At 36.8% G+C, this 19091-nt stretch carries 18 protein-coding genes and 1 pseudogene; all 19 read left to right on the top strand.

The window, feature by feature from the left end; translation table 11 throughout:
* The first annotated feature begins 7 nt into the window (after positions 1 to 7).
* The 19 genes and pseudogenes from nuoL to ACYFX0_RS16930 all read left to right on the top strand — a co-directional run bounded on the left by nuoL (position 8) and on the right by ACYFX0_RS16930 (position 19033).
* Positions 8 to 1870: an NADH-quinone oxidoreductase subunit L gene (gene nuoL / locus ACYFX0_RS17020; RefSeq protein WP_460271004.1), complete on the top strand. Its 1863-nt coding sequence runs from the start codon at positions 8 to 10 to the stop codon at positions 1868 to 1870.
* Positions 1867 to 3369 (top strand): NADH-quinone oxidoreductase subunit M, encoded by a 1503-nt coding sequence (locus ACYFX0_RS17015; protein WP_000998944.1) that lies wholly within the window; start codon positions 1867 to 1869, stop codon positions 3367 to 3369. Before nuoL ends, ACYFX0_RS17015 begins: the two co-directional genes overlap by 4 nt.
* A gap of 7 nt (positions 3370 to 3376) precedes the next feature.
* A complete protein-coding gene (gene nuoN, locus ACYFX0_RS17010) occupies positions 3377 to 4891 on the top strand; it encodes an NADH-quinone oxidoreductase subunit NuoN (RefSeq protein WP_460271103.1) in 1515 nt (504 codons plus the stop codon).
* 202 nt (positions 4892 to 5093) lie between these two features.
* On the top strand, positions 5094 to 5330 hold the full coding sequence (locus ACYFX0_RS17005; RefSeq protein ID WP_000057889.1) for a DUF1146 family protein: 237 nt from the start codon (positions 5094 to 5096) through the stop codon (positions 5328 to 5330).
* 51 nt (positions 5331 to 5381) lie between these two features.
* Positions 5382 to 6086: a YwmB family TATA-box binding protein gene (locus tag ACYFX0_RS17000; RefSeq protein ID WP_000767913.1), complete on the top strand. Its 705-nt coding sequence runs from the start codon at positions 5382 to 5384 to the stop codon at positions 6084 to 6086.
* 39 nt (positions 6087 to 6125) lie between these two features.
* Entirely contained in the window at positions 6126 to 7430 is a 1305-nt protein-coding gene (murA, locus tag ACYFX0_RS16995) for a UDP-N-acetylglucosamine 1-carboxyvinyltransferase (RefSeq protein ID WP_000411275.1), read from the top strand.
* A 207-nt stretch (positions 7431 to 7637) separates the two neighbouring features.
* Entirely contained in the window at positions 7638 to 8657 is a 1020-nt protein-coding gene (spoIID, locus tag ACYFX0_RS16990) for a stage II sporulation protein D (protein WP_000672654.1), read from the top strand.
* A gap of 97 nt (positions 8658 to 8754) precedes the next feature.
* Positions 8755 to 9762, top strand: coding sequence for a LytTR family transcriptional regulator DNA-binding domain-containing protein (locus ACYFX0_RS16985; protein ID WP_001185907.1), 1008 nt, complete (start codon positions 8755 to 8757; stop codon positions 9760 to 9762).
* A gap of 181 nt (positions 9763 to 9943) precedes the next feature.
* A complete protein-coding gene (locus ACYFX0_RS16980; RefSeq protein ID WP_000170825.1) occupies positions 9944 to 10786 on the top strand; it encodes an ABC transporter ATP-binding protein in 843 nt (280 codons plus the stop codon).
* Positions 10786 to 11493 (top strand): ABC transporter permease, encoded by a 708-nt coding sequence (locus tag ACYFX0_RS16975; RefSeq protein WP_000144420.1) that lies wholly within the window; start codon positions 10786 to 10788, stop codon positions 11491 to 11493. The genes ACYFX0_RS16980 and ACYFX0_RS16975 overlap by 1 nt, the downstream gene beginning before the upstream one ends.
* A 161-nt stretch (positions 11494 to 11654) precedes the next feature.
* Positions 11655 to 12560, top strand: a complete 906-nt coding sequence (locus ACYFX0_RS16970) for a M23 family metallopeptidase (RefSeq protein WP_001214922.1) — start codon at positions 11655 to 11657, stop codon at positions 12558 to 12560.
* Between the two features lie 141 nt (positions 12561 to 12701).
* Positions 12702 to 12836, top strand: coding sequence for a hypothetical protein (locus ACYFX0_RS16965; protein ID WP_000008903.1), 135 nt, complete (start codon positions 12702 to 12704; stop codon positions 12834 to 12836).
* A gap of 308 nt (positions 12837 to 13144) precedes the next feature.
* Positions 13145 to 13417 (top strand): sporulation transcriptional regulator SpoIIID, encoded by a 273-nt coding sequence (gene spoIIID, locus ACYFX0_RS16960; RefSeq protein ID WP_000544012.1) that lies wholly within the window; start codon positions 13145 to 13147, stop codon positions 13415 to 13417.
* A 160-nt stretch (positions 13418 to 13577) separates the two neighbouring features.
* Positions 13578 to 14579, top strand: a complete 1002-nt coding sequence (mreB, locus tag ACYFX0_RS16955) for a rod shape-determining protein (protein WP_000457978.1) — start codon at positions 13578 to 13580, stop codon at positions 14577 to 14579.
* A 428-nt stretch (positions 14580 to 15007) separates the two neighbouring features.
* Positions 15008 to 15442 carry a 3-hydroxyacyl-ACP dehydratase FabZ gene (fabZ, locus tag ACYFX0_RS16950; protein WP_000931959.1) on the top strand — a complete coding sequence of 145 codons (435 nt, stop codon included), beginning with the start codon at positions 15008 to 15010 and terminating at the stop codon, positions 15440 to 15442.
* A 341-nt stretch (positions 15443 to 15783) separates the two neighbouring features.
* Positions 15784 to 16461, top strand: a complete 678-nt coding sequence (locus ACYFX0_RS16945) for a CpsD/CapB family tyrosine-protein kinase (RefSeq protein ID WP_000467944.1) — start codon at positions 15784 to 15786, stop codon at positions 16459 to 16461.
* 263 nt (positions 16462 to 16724) lie between these two features.
* The gene (locus tag ACYFX0_RS16940) at positions 16725 to 17468 is read left to right on the top strand and encodes a YveK family protein (protein WP_106081686.1); all 744 of its coding nucleotides are present in this window, start codon (positions 16725 to 16727) and stop codon (positions 17466 to 17468) included.
* A complete protein-coding gene (locus ACYFX0_RS16935) occupies positions 17458 to 18159 on the top strand; it encodes a CpsD/CapB family tyrosine-protein kinase (RefSeq protein ID WP_106081685.1) in 702 nt (233 codons plus the stop codon). The genes ACYFX0_RS16940 and ACYFX0_RS16935 overlap by 11 nt, the downstream gene beginning before the upstream one ends.
* 107 nt (positions 18160 to 18266) lie before the next feature.
* A pseudogene (locus ACYFX0_RS16930) lies at positions 18267 to 19033 on the top strand (tyrosine-protein phosphatase).
* The last annotated feature ends 58 nt before the right edge of the window (positions 19034 to 19091 follow it).

Genomic DNA, 19091 nt, shown 5'->3' with positions numbered 1-19091 from the left:
GGAAACAATGATCGATTATGCATGGCTCATACCGCTTTTCCCACTCGTTTCGTTTTTGTTACTTATTATATTCGGGAAGAAAATTAGAGAAGGAAGCAGTGTACTTAGTATTTTTTTCGTCTTTCTCTCCTTTATACTTGCGGTACTTGTGTTAATAGAAAGATTTTCAGAAGCAAGCGTGAAGCATAAGTGGGTGTGGCTTAGAGCTGGAGATGTGGATATATCATTTGGCTTTGAAGTGACTGTATTAGGAGCTTTAATGTTGTTTATCGTTACGCTTGTGAGTCTGCTTGTACATGTGTATTCGAAAGGTTATATGAAAGGTGATAAACGATTACCAACCTTTTACGCATATTTAGGACTCTTTACATTTGCGATGTTAGGGCTTGTTATATCAACGAATTTATTACAGCTTTATATATTTTGGGAATTAGTTGGCCTTGGCTCATTTTTACTTATCGGTTTTTATTTTTTTAAAGAAGAAGCGAAGGCTGCTGCAAAAAAGGCTTTTATTATGACCCGTATTGGGGATGTTGGTTTATTTATCGGGATGATTTTAATTTTTTGGTACGCAGGTAGTTTTGAATATGACGCAATATTTAGGGCGATTTATACAGGGGATCTACCTCCTTACATGATTACAATAACGGCGATATTAATTTTTATCGGGGCGATGGGGAAATCAGGTCAGTTCCCGCTTCACACGTGGTTGCCAGATGCAATGGAGGGGCCAACGCCCGTGTCGGCACTTATTCACGCGGCGACGATGGTTGCAGCGGGCGTATATTTAGTAGCCACGATGTTTCCATTATTTTCGGCAAGTGCGGTAGCGATGCAGACAGTGGCAATTGTCGGAGCTTTCACTGCAATCTTTGCGGCCTCTATCGGCCTTGTACAAACAGATATAAAGAGAGTACTTGCTTATTCTACAGTTAGCCAGCTCGGGTATATGATGCTCGCGTTAGGTTCTGCTGGTTATGTAGCTGGTATATTCCATTTGACGACACATGCTTTTTTTAAAGCACTACTATTTTTGGCAGCAGGAAGTGTAATTCATGCCGTGCATACGCAAAACATTAACAAAATGGGCGGTTTACAGAAGAAGATGAAAGTAACTGGTACGCTATTTTTGATAGGTACACTTGCAATTAGTGGGGTTCCACTCCTTTCTGGGTTCTTTAGTAAAGATGAAATTTTGGCTGCGACTTGGATGAATGGTAATTACTTTTTATTCGTATTAGCAGTACTTGCGGCATTCTTAACGGCATTTTACATGTTTCGTCTATACTTCCTTGTCTTTACTGGGGAAGCGAAGACGAAGGAAGATGTGCATGAGTCGCCCCGCATTATGACGTATCCAATGATTGTTCTCGGCGTTCTCGCAGTAGTGGCAGGATATATAAATACACCATGGTTTGGGACGTTTCTCGGAGATTGGTTGACGAAAGATGTAGGGTTTAAGGTTGAAGAAGCGCATGGACCAGTTTGGATTATGATTGTTGCGACGCTCGTTTCATTTGCGGGAATCGCTCTTGCATATTTCATATATGGCAAGAAATCAATTTCTAGAGAGTGGGCTGGGGGTACGGGAACCTCGCTTTATAATCTTTTGAAAGAAAAATATTATGTGGATGAACTATACAACATGACGGTGATCCCTATTACGAAAGGAATCGCTCGTGTGCTTCGCTTATTTGAAGTGTATGTAGTCGAAGGAATTGCAGTTTTAATTGGAAGTGTAGTTAAAGGAACAAGTAACCTTGGCTCGAAACTTCAAAACGGGAATGTACAAGTGTACGGTGCTGTAACGGCGGTTTCGCTCGCTGTACTCGTCATTATTTTGCTCTATACGGGAGGGGATTTACGATGAATGATTTGTTGTTAACGTTCTTCATTTTTTCCCCGCTTTTAGGAATTTTATTGCTTGTATTAACACCGAAAAAGGAATTGCGTACAGTGCGGGCGCTTGGCTTATTTGGGACGGCACTTCCATTTGGAATCGCCATCGTCCTTGCTTGTACATATGCTTCTGGAAAGAGCTTGTCACTATTTGATGAAAAGGTGAAATGGATTAAGTTCGGAGATTTTACAGCGGTGGATAAAAGGTGGTTTTCTATTTATTACGAGCTCGGTATTGATGGTTTGTCGCTTGTCATGATGGTACTGACGGCTCTTCTAGCGATGCTTGCAGCAATTGCAGCCTTTTCTATTAAAAGCAATTTGAAAGCATTTTATATGCTGTTACTCATGCTAGAAATAGGGATGCTCGGCGTCTTTGCTGCTCAAAATTTAATGTTGTTTTTTATCTTCTTTGAAATTACGTTGCCACCAATGTTTTTATTAATTGGGAAGTGGGGAAAATTGTCGAGTGAAAAGGCTGCATATAGTTATTTAATATATAACGGTATTGGCTCAGCTATTTTGCTCATTGTTTTCTCAATTTTGTTCGCGAAAACAGGTACAACAAATATTGTGGAGCTGAAAGAGATATTAAGAAGCGTAAGCGCAGGGGGAGAACTCGTCATCCCAAGTAGCTTGCAGCTTGGTGTATTTATTGCCATAATGATTGCCTTTGCAATTAAACTACCTGTTTTTCCGTTGCACCGCTGGATGGTCAATGTACACATAGAAGCGCATCCAGCTGTAGTTATGCTTCATGCGGGTGTTTTGTTAAAGATTGGAGCGTACGGTATTATTCGCTTCGGGAAAGGGTTATTCCCGGAATATTTTCACGATGTTGCAACGCTAATTGCGATATTAGGCGTAATTAATTTATTATACGGTGCCTTTTTAGCGCTCATCCAAACGGACTTTAGGAAAGTACTCGCTTACTCTAGTATTTCGCATATGGGAATTGTATTAATGGGACTTGCGTCACTTAATGCACCTGGTACACAAGGAGCGCTATTCCAAGTTGTATCACATGGTTTAATTGCAGCCTTGCTCTTCTTCTTACTAGGTGTTATAGAACAACGATTTGGAACCTCAGATATTACGGTGCTAGGCGGACTTGCGAAAAGTGTACCGATACTTAGCGGATTCTTTTTAGCAGGAGGAATGGCATCGCTTGGACTACCAGGGATGTCTGGGTTTGTTAGTGAATTTCTTGCCTTTCTTGGTTTATTTCAAGGAGAGCCCGTCATTGCTGCAGTCGGTGTGATTGGCATCATTTTAACCGCTGTATACGTATTAAGAGCGACACTTCAAGTGACATTTGGAAAGAAAGAATGGGAAGCAAAATCTGATATACACGGATGGGAGTACGTCCCTGTTTTACTACTTATCTTTTGTATTATTGCAATTGGAGTTATGCCAGAGATACTAGGGGATCCGCTTCAAAATACATTGAAAACATTGGGGGTGAAGTAGGATGGATATGAATACGTTACTTAGCTTATCGTGGCATCTAATGGTGCCAGAATTTATTATTCTCGGGGCCGCCATCCTTCTTTCCATATGTGATTTGTTTTTTAAGCTGAACCATAGATATGTAGCTCTTGGTGCGATTGCTGCCATCGTATTAGCAATTGTTTCATTAATTACGCTATATAGCGAACCAGCTGGAGATATTTTAAATGGATCGTTTGTGTTAGATGGATTTTCAAAAGGGTTTAAAACGTTGTTATTAGGCGCCTCAGCTCTCATTTTATGCATCGCAATGAGCGATGATAAGAAGAATCCGATTGAAGATAAGGGCGAATATTATTACTTATTTTTAATGGCACTTATTGGCGCGATGTTCATGGCTTCTAGTGTTGACTTTATCACCCTTTTCGTTGGTTTAGAGTTACTTTCACTTTCTTCTTATATTTTAGTCGGAATACGAAAAAAGAACCGTGCATCAAATGAAGCGGGAATGAAATATGTCATTAGCGGAGGAATTGGAACGGCGATCACGCTCTTCGGAATGAGTTATTTATACGGTATTACAGGTTCAACTAACATTGTAGATATGCAAAAGGTACTCACTGGGGAGCTCGCTAGTGGTATTCAGTTATTGTTAGCTCTTGCATTTCTTTTATTGCTAGTTGGTCTCTCATTTAAAATTGCCACAGTGCCGTTTCATATGTGGGCACCTGATGTGTATGAAGGAGCGACTACACCTGTTACCGCTTTTCTTGGAACGATTTCTAAAATTGCTGGGTTCCTACTCATTATTCGTTTGTTCCTTATGGTTTTTGCAAGTGTATTAATACAAGGAGATATGCAATCTTTATATGGGCATATGAGTATATATATTGCGGTGCTAGCAAGTATTACGATGATTGTTGGGAATGTAGTCGCGTTAAAACAATACAACATAAAACGTTTATTTGCTTATTCAGGTATTGCGCATGCTGGGTATTTGCTCGTTCCACTTGTGGCATTATCACCATTTACGCTGGATAGCATGTGGTTTTATATGCTGGCATACATGCTTATGAATATAGGCGCGTTTGCCATTATCCACGGCTTAATCTTACAAAATGATAAGGAAAACATAACGATTTTCACCGGATTATATAAGAAATCACCATTTGCAGCGATCATGATGACAATCTTTATTTTATCGCTGGCCGGGATACCAGGGACGGCTGGCTTCATTGGAAAGATTAACATCTTTTTAGGCGCGCTTCATGTAGAGCCAGCACATTACGTACTAGCTTCGATTATGATGGGTACGACAGTTGTTTCATTCGTATATTATTTCCGTATTTTACAACAAATGTTTTTCCGCACCGGAGAGACAGAAGAGAGGATACGGTTACCGTTAAATATAAAGGTTGTTATGAGTCTTTGTGCAATTTCGATTGTAATACTAGGGATTATGCCGATGATTGGGTACAATTTCTTTTATGAATATTTTCCATTAATGAAAGATTTCTTCTTCTTAGGGAACGTGGTACAATAGTGAAAATAAAAGGTGTGGAGTCAGTACTCTGCGCTTTTTATTTTGTGTTAACTTGTAATGTAGATATACGTTTTTTGAAAGAAAATCACGATGTAAAATGTAAGATGTCTATGTGCATTTGAAAAAGTGTGGCTCCTACTTATTATGGTATCGTTTTTATATTCTTTCATAAGTAGTAGCTGAGTAAAAAGGGGTCGATTTTTTGGCACAACTTTTAGGGCAACAAGCACTGATTGCCATTGTTTCGCATTTATTGTTTATTACCATTACGTGGTGGGCTTTGCAAGGCATTCACATTGAGCGTTTAATGAAGTCCGGAAAAGTGCTGCAGACGCGAGTATTACTCATCTTAATTACAATTGCAATTGGGACATCTGTAAGTAACTTTTTCCTTGATTATTTAGGCTATTCGAAGAGTTTAACGTATTTAGTAAAGTAAGTGTATAGAACCTCAAATCTCCGTTAACAATGGGGATAGGAGGGGATGAAATTGAAGCTTAAAGCCATTCTTATTGTTGCACTTAGTGTTGTTTTATTTTTGGTTGGATATAGAGAGATGAAACCGATAAGCGATGAACAGAAAATGGAGAGCATGATTAAGGCTTTAGAGAAAAATGATGCTAAAGTAGAAAAATGGTCATGGTTAGCTAGAGAAACAAAAACAATTTCTAATATACATACGTTTCAAAAGTTATTAAACGATGTGAAGGACAAGGCAAATATTCAAAAGTGGGAAGTAGAGCAATCTCCAGATGGATATAAAGCTACATCCTATAAAAAGTTTGCTTCTCATGAAGAACGAGTAGTAGTAACTTGGAGTAAAGAAAATACTAAAGAAAACACTTTCATTATCTTTGAAGTAAGTGGGGCGAAATGGGACCCGAAGTATGTTCAAAAAGTGAATAAAATTTTTAGTGAAAAACCTATAATTTACACTTGTGTTCAAGGTGTACTGAATGATAAGATTGAAGGTGTTTTGCAAAATAAAACCAATCAGGTTTTGAAAGATCTTTCAGCAAGAGCGATCGAACAAGTAGAAGAAAGAGCATTTGTGTCAGTCTCCGCATACAATAAAAAGTGGGATGACGCTCTTTCAACAAATAGAGAGAAAATAAATGTGCAAATAGCAATACGTTCTACAGACAACAAAGATACAATTGTGGTTGGCACACCGATCATAACTTCTGAGTATTGAGTGAATAGATACTGAAAAAAGGACACGGAGGGGAATAATTTGGAAAAGATCATCGTCCGTGGCGGAAAGCGGTTAAACGGCACAGTGCGTGTTGAGGGCGCAAAAAATGCTGTATTACCTATAATCGCTGCAGCCCTATTAGCGAGTGATGGAAAGAATGTACTATCTGAAGTACCAGTTTTGTCTGATGTATACACAATTAATGAGGTATTACGTCATTTAAATGCTGAAGTCGTATTTGAAAATAATCAAGTAACAATCGATTCTTCTAAAGAACTAAACATTGAAGCACCATTTGAATATGTACGTAAAATGCGTGCATCTGTTCAAGTAATGGGACCATTATTAGCACGTAATGGTCGTGCTCGTATTGCACTTCCTGGTGGATGTGCAATCGGTTCACGTCCAATTGACCAACATTTAAAAGGCTTCGAAGCAATGGGAGCAAAAGTACAGGTTGGTAACGGTTTTGTTGAGGCATATGTTGAGGGAGAACTAAAAGGAGCTAAAATCTACTTAGACTTCCCAAGCGTAGGCGCGACAGAAAACATTATGTCTGCAGCTACATTAGCAAAAGGGACAACAATTCTTGAAAACGCAGCGAAAGAACCAGAAATCGTTGACTTAGCTAACTTCTTAAATGCAATGGGAGCGAAAGTACGCGGAGCTGGAACTGGAACGATTCGTATCGAAGGCGTTGATAAATTATATGGTGCAAACCACTCTATTATTCCTGACCGTATTGAAGCGGGAACATTCATGGTTGCAGCAGCAATTACTGGTGGAGACATCTTAATTGAAAATGCTGTACCTGAACATTTACGCTCAATTACAGCGAAAATGGAAGAAATGGGTGTTAAAATTATTGAGGAAAACGAAGGTGTACGTGTTATCGGCCCAGATAAGTTAAAAGCGGTTGATATTAAAACTATGCCTCACCCAGGTTTCCCAACAGACATGCAATCACAAATGATGGCATTATTACTACAAGCTGATGGAACAAGCATGATTACAGAAACGGTATTCGAAAACCGCTTTATGCACGTTGAAGAATTCCGTCGTATGAATGCTGATATTAAAATTGAAGGTCGTTCTGTTATTATGAACGGTCCAAACAGCTTACAAGGTGCTGAAGTAGGCGCAACTGATTTACGTGCTGCAGCTGCATTAATCTTAGCTGGTTTAGTATCAGAAGGTTATACTCGTGTAACTGAGTTAAAACATCTTGACCGTGGTTATGTAGATTTCCATAAGAAATTAGCTGCATTAGGTGCAACTATTGAACGTGTAAACGAAAAAGTAGAAGAAGTGAAAGAACAAGAAGTTTCTGATCTTCACGCTTAATTGAAATAGTCTCTATGTCTTTTGACATAGGGGCTATTTTTTTGGGTTATTACTGTTATAGTCAATAAATTCTATACTTATGCACGTACCAGTAAAAATATTTAGAAAATTTCCGTTTTATGCTCTTCCCCCTTAAGTATGTTCTAAAAGAAAGAGTTGTTCCATAAGAATGAATGGAGTAAAGCTTTTATATTGGGGGAAAATAGGATGAAATTTTCAAAGCCACTTTTTATTACAGTAGCGCTCTTAATAGCGCTCGTTATCATTGTACCTGCAGCCCTTGTTATCCCATTTGCGAAAGCAAAAGTAGGGGAAGAAACGGCCTCTAAAACTCCTCCAGCGATAGAAAGTATACCAGCTCCAGGAAAAGTAGATACAGCGGTTCAAGTTGCTGTATATCGTGAGAAACAGAAGAAGGTAGAATCATTGCCTATGGAGGAGTATGTGACCGGTGTAGTAGCTTCTGAGATGAATGCCAGTTTTGAAATAGAGGCACTAAAGGCACAGGCATTAGCAGCGAGAACATTTGTAGTACAACGTATGCTAAGCGGAGGAAAGAAAAATAATGCGGACGTGACAGATACGGTGAAAGATCAAGTGTACAAAAGTAAAGAAGAATTGAAGAAGCAATGGGGCAATAACTACGAAAATAATTTGAAGAAAATCGAAGAAGCCGTTTCGAAAACCGCAGGACAAGTTTTAACATATGATGGAAAACCAATTTCAGCATCCTTTTTTTCAACGAGTAATGGTCGAACAGAAAATGCAGCTGACTATTGGGGAAATGATTATCCGTACTTAAAGAGTGTAGATAGTCCGTGGGATCAAGCCTCTCCAAAGTTTACGAACGAGCAAACATTTACAGTAGCTGATTTTCAAAAACGTCTCGGTGTGAAAGTACTAGCAGACGGGAAGGTTGGAAATATTAAAGACCTTACGGAAGGAAAGCGCGTAAAGGATGTAGCTTTTCAAGGAAAAACATTAACAGGAAAAGAAGTTCGTGAAAAGTTAGATTTACGTTCTTCTGATTTCACGTGGAAACAACAAGGAGATAAAATCATCGTTACGACGAAAGGCTTCGGTCACGGCGTTGGTATGAGTCAATACGGGGCGAACGGCATGGCAGCGGAAGGAAAGAAATATACAGATATCGTCGCTCATTACTATAAAGGCGTTGAAATAAAGACGATGAATGATTATGAAGGAAAATTGATGGTGAAGAAATAGGTGTCAGAACTCTGGCATCTATTTTTTTGTTTGAAATAGGATAATTTTCCATTAATTGTTTGATATAATAGGATAAAAAGTATTTGGAGGAGACGGAATGGCGCTACTGGAGTTGAAACAGTTAGAGAAGACGAACCAGTTACCAGAAATTGAGCTAAAGGTTGAAAAAGGACAATGTATTGTTTTGCAATGCAATAATCATACAGCTAAAGTGTTACACTGCATCATTATTGGTGAAGAAGAAGCTTCGACTGGCAATGTACTGTTTGAAGGAGAAGCAATTGGAAAGAAAAATTATTCCCGCATCGGTTTTTGTTTTTTGAAAGATGAAGCATATGATCGTTTGAAGGTAAAAGAATACTTTAAGTTTTTAATAGGGCTTTATGAATCAAAGATAAGTATAGAAGAAGTTGTGCAGCCTGTTGGTCTCCTAGATAAACTAAACGTTAAAATAGAAAAACTATCATTTTCAGAGAAGCGTCGTCTTCATATTGGACGAATTATGATTCATAATCCGGATTTAGTCATTTTGGAAGAACCGGAGCAAAATGTAGATACAGAGAGTACGGTTATTATTCGAAAAGCAATTATGAAAATGAAAGAGCAAGGAAAGGCAATCTTTATTACGTCATCATTTCTATCGGATGCCCTTTCGTTAACAGAGGATGTATACATATTAAACAACGATGGTGTGAAAAAGATAGAAATTGAGCAAGAGGAAGTGGAAGAAGTCGATGAAGAAAAAGTCATTCAAATGATTCCGCAAATGAAGTTAGAAAGAATACCAGCGAAAGTGAACGATAAAATCATTTTACTTGATCCGATGGAAATCCATTTCATTGAAACGCAAAACGGAGTAACGCATATTCACGTTCGTGAAGGTGATTTCGTATGTGCATTAACATTAAGTGAACTAGAAGCAAGATTAACAGGTTTTGGTTTCTTTAGATGTCATCGCTCGTATCTTGTGAATTTACAAAGAGTACGAGAAGTGATTACGTGGACTCGTAATAGTTTTAGTTTAATTTTGGATGATGAAAGAAAAAGTTCAATCCCGCTTTCAAAAGGACGCATGGATGAATTAAAAGGCTTGATTGGGCTATAAAAAATGCTCCAATAAGCTTAACATGCGATTCATTCACCGGTAAAAATACTCCTTTTACCGGTATTTTACTGCGTAAACCCTTTGTTTTTCATATGATTGAGTCAAGAAAAGCGAAACAAACGAACGAAAAGCGCTAAAGCGACTTTCATCTATAAAGAAGAAAAACAAAGGGGATGAAGAAATGACATTGGCAATTGAAATGAAAGATGTAATGAAAAGTTTCGACGGAAAAACGGCACTTCAAAATGTAAATATTGAGGTGAAGCAAGGAGAGATTTTCGGATTCCTTGGACCGAGTGGATCTGGTAAGACGACAACAGTAAAGATTTTAACTTCTCAATTGCTTCATAGTGTTGGAACGGTAAGAGTATTAGGGAAAGATATTACAGGACCAAGTAGCATCGATTACAAACGAATTGGTATTTTAACAGATAACAGCGGCTTATATGAAAGACTTAGCATTTATGATAACTTACTATTATTTTGTGACTTATACGATTGTAAAAAAGAACGAATCGATGAAGTACTAGCACAAGTAAATTTATTAGATGATAAAAAAACACCAGTAAAGAAACTATCAAAGGGAATGAAGCAACGCGTCATACTAGCAAGAGCAATCCTTCATAAACCAGATATCCTCTTCTTAGACGAACCAACATCTGCACTCGATCCAGTAAACGTCCAAAACATTCATAAAATCTTAAAAGACTTAAATGAAGAAGGAACGACGATTTTCTTAACGACTCACAACATGGATGAAGCAGAAACGCTTTGTAACCGCATTGCCTTCCTTTGTGGCGGAGAAATTGTAGCGCTTGATACGCCAGAGAACCTACGCTTACAATACGCTAAGGACCAAATAGAGGTCGTATTAAAAGATAAACAAAAAGAAGTAGTGCAAAAAGATGAATTAGGCGCAAAACGTATTTCAGAATGGATGAAAAAGGGCGAACTGTTATCTATTCATTCATACGAACCAACGCTAGGCGATATCTTTATTGAAGTTACTGGGAGGGGATTATAATGACATTTTCAATGAAACGGTTTTCGGCTATTGTAAGAAAAGAAATAAATGATGCAGGTAAAAACTCACAAGTTATATTAATGGCGCTATTACCTATTCTACTTGCTGTATTCTATAGTAATATGGATTCTATAAAAGAGTTCTTTGCAGGTTTTGTTATTGTAATGACGATTACCATGGTGGGAAGTTATGTGCAAGCAATTATTATTGCAGAGGAGAAGGAAAAACACACGTTACGAGTATTGATGTTGTCTCCAGCAAGTCCAATAGAAGTTATTTTAGGTAAAAGTGTATTAACTGTATTTTTTGTACTAGCATCTAGTTTTATTAGTTTAGTGATTTTAGATACTTTTAAAGGAAATATTGGTATGCTAGTTATTATTATTTTAATAGGAACATTGTTATGTGTCGTTTTAGGTACTATAGTTGGCTTACTATCCCAAAATATAGCACAAACATCTATATTGGGGCTTCCGATTTTTATAATATTCATAATGGGGCCGATGCTACAAGAAATGGTTAAGAATGAATTTATTATAAAAGTAGTTAATCTTCTTCCGACAAATCATGTTATGGAGGCATTGCAAAAAGTTATAAAGGGAGAAGGGTTTATTGCGATTCAAGAACATATTTTAAACAATACAATTTGGACTATATGTCTTATCATTCTTTGTATTATTGTGTACAAAAAGAAACAATTAGACTAAAAACTGAGCCGAAACGCTCAGTTTTTTCTTTTTTCTATCATTTCCTCGGAAATTTTACAGTTCTTATACATATTTTTACAGATTTTGTCGAAAAGTAATTAGTTATACGTTGTATAGGATACGTGAATATTGTTCAAAATGATTGCTGAGGTGATGATGGAATGCGAGGAAGAAATAATAAAAAGTCGCAAAAGGTAGTACATTTATTTCAAAAAAGATGGGTGTTTCCGGCACTATACATTGCTTGTGCAGCGGTAATCTTAATGGTTGCGCTATGGTTCCAAGGAGCTAATCCGAAGAAGACTCCAAACCACGATCAAGCAACACCGTATACACAATCGGAAGATCCAGCAGTACCAGTAACGAAATCTTCAGAAGTAGTGAAAATGCCAGCTGCCGCGAATGCGGAAGTAGTCGTACAGAAGAAATTCTATGAAGATGCAGCAACTGAGGCGGAACAAGAAAAAGCACTTGTCTTTTATAACAACACATATTCCCCAAACAAAGGAATTGACATTGCTGCGAAGAATGGAAAAGAATTCAATGTTGCTGCTGCTTTAAGTGGTACAGTAACGAAAGCAGAAAAAGATTCACTTCTTGGTTATGTTGTAACAGTTGATAGTGGAAATGGTGTAGCGGTATCTTATCAAAGCTTAGGCAGTGTGAAAGTAGAAAAAGGTGCAAGAGTTGCACAAGGTGAAGTATTAGGAACATCCGGTCTAAGTGCAATGAATAAAGAGGCAGGCTCTCACGTTCACTTTGAAGTACGTAAAGACAATGTGGCTGTGAATCCTGAACGTTACTTAAATAAATCAGTAACAGAAATTAAAGCTGATGCAGGTGCTGCAAAAGCTACGAATGCTTCTGGTAAAAAAGCTGACGACAAATCTCAAAAAGAAGAGAAGTCAACGAGCACGAAACCAGAAAATAAAACAGAAGACAAGTCTCAAAAAGAAGAGAAATCAACAAGCGGTTCAACTAGTGACAAAAAAGAAGAACCTAAGAAAGAAGAAAAATCAACAAATGGTTCTACAGAATCATCTAACGATTCTTCTTCACAAGAATAAGAAAGTGAAAAAATCAGTTCTCATTAGGAGAGCTGATTTTTTTATTTCTATATAAAAATAATCAATTTCGAGAAAAAAGTTGCAAAAACAAGGAAAAATGACGAGATTCTCGAATATATATTACAAAAGGGAGGGGATACTGTGTCATTTTTATTTGTTCTGTCGACTGCTATTATTTTATTGTTTGTTTTATTCACTTTATATTATTATATTGCCGGTAAGAAAGAGGTTCCCCACCATCAGTTGTTAGAAGAAGAATTGGAACGAGAAGAATGACGCCTTTTATACAAGGTGTCATTTTTTTTGGCCATAATAGTCAGTTTTAACGTATTTCTCACAAAAAAATGTAATTTTTCTTAACTTAGTCCGCAAAAATAGTGAACATGTAGCATATATCAGTAGTGCGGGCAATACAATGGTATAAACCAAAGCAAAGAGAGTGTTTGAGGTGAGAAATCGTGAATCATTTCATTATAAATCCAAGAATGTTTAACGCTTACAAACAGCACTCACACTTACTTCTTAGTCGTATGCAGCGAGGCTCATTTCACCCTTCTCACATCCAAATTAGGGAGGCGAGTGGTGTGCACGATTACATCAAAGAGAGAACTATCAAGATTGGTAAGTATATCGTGGAGACAAGAAAGACAGTGCGTGTCATTGCAAAGGAATTTGGGGTATCAAAGAGTACAGTTCATAAAGATTTAACAGAACGTCTACCAGAGATTAATCCAGAGCTCGCAAATGAAGTAAAAGAAATTCTTGATTATCATAAGTCTATTCGTCATTTAAGAGGTGGAGAAGCAACAAAACAAAAGTATCGAAAAGAAGATGTAGAGAAGCCTGTACGTCAATAATGTTACAGTAGCAAACATTCCGTTCACATTCGGTAATATTTTTCAGAAGAATTCTTTTTGCGAATATTACGTTTCTGTTAAATTTATGATAAAATCAGAAATTAGGTGAAAAGAATTCGGGTGTAACCTGATTTTGAATATCGAGGAGGAAAAAACGGGAATGTTTGCGCGAGATATCGGAATTGACCTAGGTACGGCTAATGTATTAATTCATGTTAAAGGTAAGGGTATTGTATTAAACGAGCCATCTGTTGTGGCAATTGATCGTAATAGTGGTAAAGTATTAGCAGTCGGTGAAGAAGCGAGAAGTATGGTGGGACGTACGCCTGGTAATATTGTAGCAATTCGTCCGCTTAAAGATGGTGTAATAGCAGATTTCGAAATTACAGAAGCAATGTTAAAGTATTTCATTAACAAATTGGACGTAAAGAGCTTCTTTTCAAAACCTCGTATTTTAATTTGTTGTCCAACAAATATTACATCAGTAGAACAAAAAGCAATTCGTGAAGCTGCTGAACGTTCAGGTGGTAAAACAGTATTTTTAGAAGAAGAACCAAAAGTAGCTGCAGTTGGTGCTGGTATGGAAATCTTCCAACCAAGCGGTAACATGGTTGTTGATATTGGTGGAGGTACAACAGATATCGCTGTACTATCTATGGGTGATATTGTTACCTCTTCCTCTATCAAAATGGCTGGCGATAAGTTTGATATGGAGATCTTAAACTATATTAAACGTAAGTATAAGCTATTAATCGGAGAACGTACTTCAGAAGATATTAAAATTAAAGTTGGTACAGTATTCCCAGGTGCACGTAGCGAAGAACTTGAAATTCGCGGACGTGACATGGTAACAGGCTTACCACGTACAATTACAGTATGCTCTGAAGAAATTACAGAAGCATTAAAAGAAAATGCAGCTGTTATTGTACAAGCTGCAAAAGGCGTATTAGAGCGCACACCACCAGAATTATCTGCAGATATTATCGACCGCGGTGTTATTCTAACAGGCGGTGGAGCTTTACTACACGGTATCGACATGCTTCTAGCAGAAGAACTAAAAGTACCAGTATTAATTGCTGAAAACCCAATGCACTGCGTTGCGGTTGGTACAGGTATTATGTTAGAGAATATCGACAGATTACCAAAGCGTGCTTTGAGATAATTTGAAAGAACTAAGGCTGACGCCTTAGTTCTTTTTTTCGTTTTTATATTTTTTTATTTTGATTTTTTGCGAAAATGGAAGGAAAATAGAGAAATATGAAGGAAACAGGTAAAATATTCATATATATGGTTAAATTTAATATTTCCTTATTTGAAAACGTTTATAATATAATGAGTCGAATACGACATTAAGGCAAATAATGTTTCAATACATATTGCCTTTCCCTAATTTGGGCATACACTCTTTTCCACCTCCGTGTCAGTTGCAAAAATGTGCAACTATTTTAATGGAATAGAGTGTGTGCATTTTTTTTAGGAAGCTGTGCTAAATATAAAATGTTACTTTGTAATGACAAACAATAAACAAAATGGGATAATAGCAATATGTCCGAGTGGTAAGACCAATATTACAAAAGGGGCGATTGTTACATGCTAAATATAGAACAAATTAAAGAAATCATTCCTCACCGCTATCCATTTTTGCTTGTTGATAAAATATTAGAAGTAGATGAAGGAAAAAGAGCGGTTGGGATTAAAAATGTATCCGCAAACGAAGAATTCTTTAACGGACACTTCCCTGACTATGCAGTTATGCCTGGTGTACTTATTGTAGAAGCATTAGCGCAAGTTGGAGCAGTTGCAGTATTAAAGAAAGAAGAAAACCGCGGAAGACTTGCTTTCTTTGCAGGTATCGACAATTGCCGTTTCAAAAAACAAGTACGACCAGGTGATCAGCTTCGTCTAGAAGTAGAAATGACACGCGTACGCGGCCCGATTGGAAAAGGAAAAGCAATCGCAACAGTAGATGGTGAAGTTGCATGTGAGGCAGAAATTACATTTGCGATTGGTGATAAAAAAGAATAGAAATTAAAAAATCTCCTTGTGAAAAGACAAGGAGATTTTTTAATTTCTGCTATATAACGATGAAACGATAATTTACAAACTAATCAGAAAATAACTTGTAAATAGATGGAAATTACCATATACTTACTTTATTATTTATCTAGAAAACAGGATAAGTGATAAAGGTAATAAAGAAATAAGGGCATTGTCATATTGTTAAGGTACTTAAATAAGACAAAGTAGAATGTTATTGATTATGATGAAATGTGGGGAACTCAGCAAGAATATTAATTAGACGTATGAAATCGAGCATAAAAGAGAGAAAAGGGAAATGTCGCATTTCACAAAAGGAGATTATGAATATGTTCGGGAGAAAGAAAAGAAAACCATTACGACAATTAATTACACATAAAGAGCCTAAATCGCGTATTACAGAACAATACCGTAACATTCGTACAAACATTGAGTTTACATCTGTAGATAATCATGTTCGTTCTATCATTGTTACTTCAGCAGATCCAGGTGATGGGAAAACAACAACAATCGCAAACTTAGCAGTTGTTTTCGGACAGCAAGGAAAGAAAGTTTTATTAATTGGAGCTGACTTGCGTAAGCCGACGATACAAAACTTATTTGCCATTCATAGTTCAAATGGGTTAACGAACTTATTATCAGGACAAGCAAAACTTATGCAATGCATTCAAAAAACAGATATAGAGAACGTATACTTAATGGCAGCAGGTCCAATCCCGCCAAACCCAGCAGAACTATTAGGAAGCCGGGCAATGGACGAGGCGTTGCTAGAAGCATATAACATGTTTGATATTATATTAATTGACACACCACCTGTCCTTGCGGTTACGGATGCACAAATACTTGCGAATAAATGTGATGGAATCGTACTCGTTGTACGCAGTGAAAAGACAGAAAAAGATAAAATCGTAAAAGCGAAACAAATATTAGATAAAGCATCAGGAAAAATACTTGGAGTCGTTTTAAACGACAAAAGAGAAGAAAAAGAGCAGTATGGTTATTACTAAAATAGAAAAAAGCCAATAAGGAATACTTGTTGGCTTTTTTTCTCATTTTGAAATTTATTTCTCAAGTTACATAGCATAAAAAACGTGATATGATAAATAATTTGGAAAATCATTGGAATGTGTTGTCATATTTAAGATTATTTTGTAAGATTAAACTTGTTTCTTGTGAACAAATATAGAACTGAATTATTAAAAATAAAAAATGTAAGATTTATATGTTATAATTTTTCCTATGTGTAAATTTTAGAAAGTTGGAGGAACTTATGGAAGAAACAATTAGTTTAAAAGAGTTATTTCATATCTTAAAAAAACGTTTAGCAATGATCCTCGTAATCGCATTTGGTGCAGCTATAGTAAGTGCTATCATTAGCTTCTTCTTTATGACACCAATCTATCAATCTTCGACGCAGATTCTTGTTAATCAGAAGAAACAAGAGGGATCGATGTTTCAAGCTGGTGAAGTTCAAACGAATATTCAATTAACGAATACATATAAGGTTATTATTAAAAGCCCAGTAATCTTAGAACAAGTGAATGAAAAATTAAATTTAAATATGACAGCGCAAGAGTTAACGAAAAAAGTTAATGTTGCGAATGAAAAGGATTCACAAGTAATCGCTGTAACAGCTGAGGATAAAGACCCTAAAATAGCTCGTGATATCGCTAATGCAACTGCAGATGTGTTTAAAGGTGAAGTTGCAAAAATTATGAATGTTGATAACGTAACAGTGCTGTCTAAAGCAGAAGTTGCAGAAAATCAAGCTCCGATTAAACCAGCGCCAATGCTTAATGTAGCAATTGCTTTCATTGTTGGTTTAATGACTTCAGTTGGTCTTGCATTCTTACTAGAATACTTAGATAACACAGTGAAAAAAGAAGAAGATGTGGAAAACTTACTTGGCTTACCAGTGTTAGGAATTGTAGCTCGTATGGATGAAGAAACAATGAACGTGAAATCACACGCTCCATCATCAAGAAAAGTGAGGGGACAAACAATTGGCTCTTAATTTATTTAAAAAGAAAAAGAATCATCGTCAACGCCGTCAATTAATTGCTCATCAACAACCGAAATCACCAATTTCAGAACAATATCGTAATATTCGAACGAATATTGAATTTGCAGCTGTTGATACGAATTTACATTCATTAATGGTCACGTCTGCAAACCCAAGTGAAGGGAAAACGACAACGACAGCGAATATGGCAGTTGTGTTTGCTCAACAAGGAAAAAAAGTATTATTAATTGATGCAGATATGCGTAAACCAGCAATGCATCAAATGTTCCAAGTAGATAACATTTTTGGACTTACGAACGTATTAACACATAGTGAACGTTTAGAAAAATGTGTACAAACGACATCTGTAGACAATCTATACTTTTTAGCTTGTGGTCCAATCCCACCAAACCCGGCAGAATTGTTAGGTTCAAAATCAATGAAAGAACTTCTTGGACAAGCATATAGTATGTATGATTTAGTTATTTTTGATATGCCACCAATTTTAGCTGTAACCGATGCGCAAATTATGGCAAATGTATGCGATGCTTCTATTCTTGTTGTTCGTAGTGAATCAACAGAGAAAGAAACAGCGGTAAAAGCAAAAGGGTTATTGGAGTCTGCAAAAGGTAAATTGTTAGGTGTTGTTTTAAATGACCGTGAACGTGAACAAGGCTTATATTATTATTATGGCGCAAGTTAATTAAAAGGATGAGATATGTTTCAACCATATCTCCTTTTTTCCCTTGAATATGAGATGTCTCATATTCAAGGGAAAAAAGACTGATAGGAGAAATGGAGGCTGAAAGAATGATTGATTTACATTGTCACATTTTACATGGCATCGATGACGGTGCACAAACAGTAACAGATAGTTTAGCAATGGCACAACAAGCTGTGTCAGAAGGAATACATACTATTGTTGCTACACCACATCATCAAAATGGTAAATATGTAAATGAACGTACCTCAATTATTCATCACGTAAAACAACTAAATGATGAACTACAACAACATAATATCTCACTTACTATTTTACCGGGGCAAGAGGTCAGGTTATATGGCGATTTATTAGAAGACTATGAGGCTGGTAAAATAGTTACTTTAAACGAAACAAATAAATATATATTCATTGAATTTCCATCAAATCACGTACCGCGTTATGCCGAACAGCTATTATATGAACTGCGTGTTAAGGGAATGATTCCAATTATCGTTCACCCGGAGCGTAATGCCGAGTTAATCGAGCAGCCAGATAAGTTATATAACCTTGTAAATAAAGGTGCACTGACGCAAGTAACGGCAGGTAGTTTGTTGGGTAAATTCGGAAAAAAATTAAAAAGTTTTCACTTCAACTTGTAGAACATAATTTAACACATATGGTTGCTTCAGATGCACATAACACGACATCAAGAGGATTTCGTTTAGCGGAAAGCTATGAACTAATTGAGAAAGAATTCGGAACGAATGTTATGAGTGATTTGAAAGAAAATCCGTACTTATTAATTAGCGGGAAGGCAATTTACAAAGAAGATCCAGAACAAATTCGTCGTAAAAAATTGTTCGGTATTTTTTAAATAAAGAATTGGTGATGTCTCCTAACCGTTATCAACGGGGGCACTCGGTCGTGCTGTG

This window comes from Bacillus sp. NEAU-Y102 (genome assembly GCF_054788175.1).
The sequence above is the reverse complement of the archived record's forward strand: the minus strand, read 5'-3'. Positions and strand labels throughout refer to the sequence as shown.